This window comes from Promicromonospora citrea, from assembly GCF_013004695.1.
In the GTDB taxonomy this organism is placed as follows: domain Bacteria; phylum Actinomycetota; class Actinomycetes; order Actinomycetales; family Cellulomonadaceae; genus Promicromonospora; species Promicromonospora citrea.
This window is the reverse complement of the sequence record NZ_JABEMG010000232.1, coordinates 1-3,793: the sequence shown is the minus strand read 5'-3', so window position 1 is coordinate 3,793 and position 3,793 is coordinate 1. Positions and strand designations below refer to the sequence as shown.

Here is a 3,793-nt window from a genome sequence, read left to right as displayed (position 1 = left end):
CGCAGCCGCACGTCCACCGCGCCGGGGGCGAGCTCGGCCGAGATCTCGCCCGCCGCGGTGGACAGCGCGTCGAGCAGGACGAGCCGGGCCGCGGCGTCGAGCGGGGCCGTCAGGCGGGCGGCGAGCTCGCGGGCGTCGTCCCCGCCCGCCGCCGCGGCCACGGAGAGCTGGCGCTGCAGCTCGTCGACATGTCTCGTGAGGTCCATGACGCCATCATGACACCATGAGTGGTGTCATGGCAAGGGGTCTGGTGTCACGCGGTCGCCGGTGCCGTCCGGGACCGGCTCGTGTGCTACCAGCGGGGTACGCGGGAGTCATCCCCAGGCTGATCCGCGGGCCGCCCGGGCCGCGCAGGGTGGAGGCCACCGGCACCACAGACCCACGGACCAGACCACGAGACGAACCACGAGAGAGGCTCGACGTGCCATCACCACTGCTCTCCGCGAGCACCCTGCACAAGACCTACGGGTCCGGCGCGAGCGCCTTCGAGGCGCTGCGCGGCCTGGACCTCGACATCGCGGCCGGCGAGTCCGTCGCGATCACCGGCAAGAGCGGGTCGGGCAAGTCGACCCTCATGCACCTGCTCGCGCTGCTCGACCGCCCCACCTCCGGCACCATCACGCTCGACGGCACGGACACCTCCCGCATGTCGGCCCGCCACCTCAACCGCACCCGCAACACCACGTTCGGGTTCGTGTTCCAGCAGTTCTTCCTCAACGCGCAGGCCAGCGTGCTGGACAACGTGACGCTGCCGCTCAGGATCGCCGGCGTGCCGCGCCGCGAGCGCACCGCGCGGGGCCTGGCGGCCCTGGCCCAGCTCGAGCTCGACGACAAGGCGGACAACCGCGCGAACGACCTGTCGGGCGGGCAGAAGCAGCGCGTCGTCATCGCCCGGGCGCTCATCAACCGCCCGCGCGTCATCTTCGCCGACGAGCCGACCGGCAACCTCGACAGCGCGACGGGCGGCGTCGTCGAGGACATCCTGTTCGGCCTCAACCGCAGCCACGGCATCAGCCTCGTCGTGGTGACGCACGACGACGACCTCGCGGCGCGCTGCGACCGCAGCGTGCACATGCGCGACGGCGTCATCGCGGTGCACGAGGGGGTGGCGGCATGAGGGCCGTCGACGTCGCGGGCACGGCGTTCCGCAACGCGTTCCGCTCCCGGCTGCGCACGACGCTCACCGTCGTGGCGATCTTCATCGGCGCCTTCACGCTGTCGCTGACCAACGGCCTGGGCACGGGCATCAACCGCTACATCGACGACACGGTGGCGTCGGTCGGTGTGGACGACGTGCTCACGGTGACCAAGACCGACGACTCGGTGCCCACGGAGGGCCCCGCCGAGTACGACCCGGACCAGATCGCCGCCGACGGCCCGCCCGGCACCACGACGACCGCCCTCACCGAGGACGACCTCGAGACCGTCGCGGACGTCTCCGGGGTGCTGTCCGTCGAGCCGGTCAAGGAGGTGGTCACCGACTACGTCCGGTACGACGGCGGGGACCGCTACCAGCTCGGCGTCGCCCAGTTCCTGCCGGGCATGCGCACGGAGCTCGCGGCCGGCCGACAGATCGACCTGGACGCGCCGGAGCCCGAGCTCGTGCTGCCCGAGGGGCACGTCGAGCCGCTCGGCCTCGGCACGCCCGCCGACGCGGTGGGCAAGACCGTCGAGCTGGCCGTCACCGACGGCACGGGCGAGCAGGTGACCACCGAGGCGACCGTCGTCGGCGTCGCGGAGCCCGGCGTGCTCGCGATGGCGGGCGCGATCCCGAACGACGTGCTCACGCAGACGCTCTACGACCTGCAGAGCGAGGGCGCGCCTGAGTCCCGGACCTCGCGCTACGCCTCGGCGTCGGTGACGTTCGACGCGGCGGCGGGCGCCGAGGCGCAGCAGGCGCTCGTGGACCGCCTGGTCGACGCCGGGTACACGGCGTCGACGCTGGAGGACCAGCTCGGCACGATCACCTCGGTGATCGACGGCATCGTGCTCGTGCTCAACGGGTTCGCCGTCATCGCGCTCGTCGCCGCGGGGATCGGCATCGTCAACACGCTCTTCATGGCCGTCCAGGAGCGCACGCGCGAGGTCGGGCTGATGAAGGCCATGGGGCTGTCCAGCGCGCGCGTGTTCTCGCTGTTCAGCGTGGAGGCGGTCGTGATCGGCCTGGTCGGCAGCGCGTTCGGGGTGGTCGCGGCGATCGGCGTCGGCCGGCTCGTCGGTGGTGTCTCGGCGAACCTGCTGCCGGACCTGCCCGGCCTCACGCTGGTCGCGTTCGACCCGGTCAGCGTCGCGGTGGTCGTCCTCGGCGTCATGGTGATCGCGTTCCTCGCCGGCACGCTCCCCGCGCTGCGCGCCGCGCGCCAGGACCCGATCTCCTCCCTCCGGTACGAGTAGGCCCGGTCCTGCCGGTCGGTCTCCGCACGGGCGGGAGGCGAGTGAGTGCGGTCGGTGTGAGCGTGGGAGCACTCCGGAGATCGACGACGCGAGGAGCGGAACCATGAGAGCACTTACGTGGCAGGGCACCCAGAAGGTGAGCGTGGAGACCGTGCCGGACCCGCGGATCCAGGAGCCGACGGACGCCGTCGTCCGGGTCACGTCGACGGCGATCTGCGGGTCCGACCTCCACCTGTACGGCGTGCTCGGCGCGTTCCTCGACGCGGGGGACGTGCTGGGGCACGAGGCCATGGGCGTGGTCGAGGAGGTCGGCCCGGAGGCGGGGGACCTGCGCGTGGGGGACAGGGTGGTCGTGCCGTTCGGCATCGCCTGCGGGCGGTGCTGGATGTGCATCCACGGCCTCCAGTCCCAGTGCGAGACCACGCAGGTGCGGTCGCAGGACAGCGGGGCGGCCCTGTTCGGGTACACCAAGCTGTACGGCCAGGTGCCCGGCGGGCAGGCCGAGTACCTGCGCGTGCCGCAGGCGCACTACGGCCCGGTGGTCGTGCCGGACGACGGCGAGCCCGACGAGCGGTACCTGTACCTCTCGGACGTGCTGCCCACGGCGTGGCAGGCCGTCGAGTACGCGCAGGTGCCGCAGGGCGGCTCCGTCGTCGTGCTGGGGCTCGGGCCGATCGGCCAGATGGCCGCCCGGGTCGCCGCCCACCGCGGCGCGGGTCTCGTGATCGGCGTCGACCTCGTGCCCGAGCGGCTCGAGATGGCCGCCCGGCACGGCGTCACCGTGATCGACTCCCGCGACCAGGACGTCGCCGAGGCCGTGCGCGACCTCACCATGGGCCGCGGGCCCGACTCCGTGATCGACGCCGTCGGCATGGAGGCGCACGGCTCGCCCGTGGCCGAGACGCTGCAGAAGGCCGCCGCCGTGCTGCCCGACGCCGTGGGCAGGCCCGTGGTCGAGCAGGCGGGCGTCGACCGGCTCGCCGCGCTGCTGCTCGGCATCGACCTCGTGCGGCGCGGCGGCGTCCTGTCCCTGTCGGGCGTCTACGGCGGCGCCAAGGACCCGCTGCCGATGCTGCGCCTGTTCGACAAGCAGATCACGATCCGCCAGGGCCAGGCCAACGTGCGCCGCTGGATCGACGACCTCCTGCCCCTGGTCACCGACCCCGCCGACCCCCTCGGCGTGCTCGACCTGCGCACCCACCGCTGGCCGCTGGAGCGCGCACCCGAGGCGTACGCCATGTTCCAGCGCAAGGAGGACGGCTGCGTGAAGGTCGTGCTCGACCCGGCCGCGCGGTAGGCGGGCGACGACCCGGCGACGACCTCAGCGCGCGGCCGCCTCGGCGGCCGCGCGGAGGTCGGCCACGAGGGCGGCCCGCTGCGCGGCGCGCTCGTCGCCGTC

3 protein-coding genes and 1 pseudogene are annotated in these 3,793 nt (G+C 73.3%); 3 read left to right on the top strand and 1 reads right to left on the bottom strand.

Annotation, left to right across the window (positions count from 1 at the left end; translation table 11 throughout):
• Positions 1 to 206 (bottom strand): annotated as a pseudogene (locus tag HLB15_RS22880) (histidine kinase); the annotation flags it as partial.
• Positions 207 to 421: 215 nt separating this feature from the next.
• On the opposite strand from HLB15_RS22880, the gene HLB15_RS22875 reads away from it, so the two are divergent.
• The 3 genes from HLB15_RS22875 (at position 422) to HLB15_RS22865 (ending at position 3,691) form a co-directional block, all read left to right on the top strand.
• Positions 422 to 1,117: an ABC transporter ATP-binding protein gene (locus tag HLB15_RS22875; RefSeq protein ID WP_229785595.1), complete on the top strand. Its 696-nt coding sequence runs from the start codon at positions 422 to 424 to the stop codon at positions 1,115 to 1,117.
• Positions 1,114 to 2,394: an ABC transporter permease gene (locus HLB15_RS22870; RefSeq protein ID WP_171108979.1), complete on the top strand. Its 1,281-nt coding sequence runs from the start codon at positions 1,114 to 1,116 to the stop codon at positions 2,392 to 2,394. The genes HLB15_RS22875 and HLB15_RS22870 overlap by 4 nt, the downstream gene beginning before the upstream one ends.
• A gap of 103 nt (positions 2,395 to 2,497) precedes the next feature.
• A complete protein-coding gene (locus tag HLB15_RS22865) occupies positions 2,498 to 3,691 on the top strand; it encodes a zinc-dependent alcohol dehydrogenase (protein ID WP_171108977.1) in 1,194 nt (397 codons plus the stop codon).
• Positions 3,692 to 3,793 lie beyond the last annotated feature (102 nt).

Coding starts and splice junctions, on each gene's coding strand:
- HLB15_RS22865 (WP_171108977.1), top strand. CDS start 2,498: ATGAGAGCACTTACGTGGCAGGGCACCCAGAAGGTGAGCGTGGAGACC.
- HLB15_RS22870 (WP_171108979.1), top strand. CDS start 1,114: ATGAGGGCCGTCGACGTCGCGGGCACGGCGTTCCGCAACGCGTTCCGC.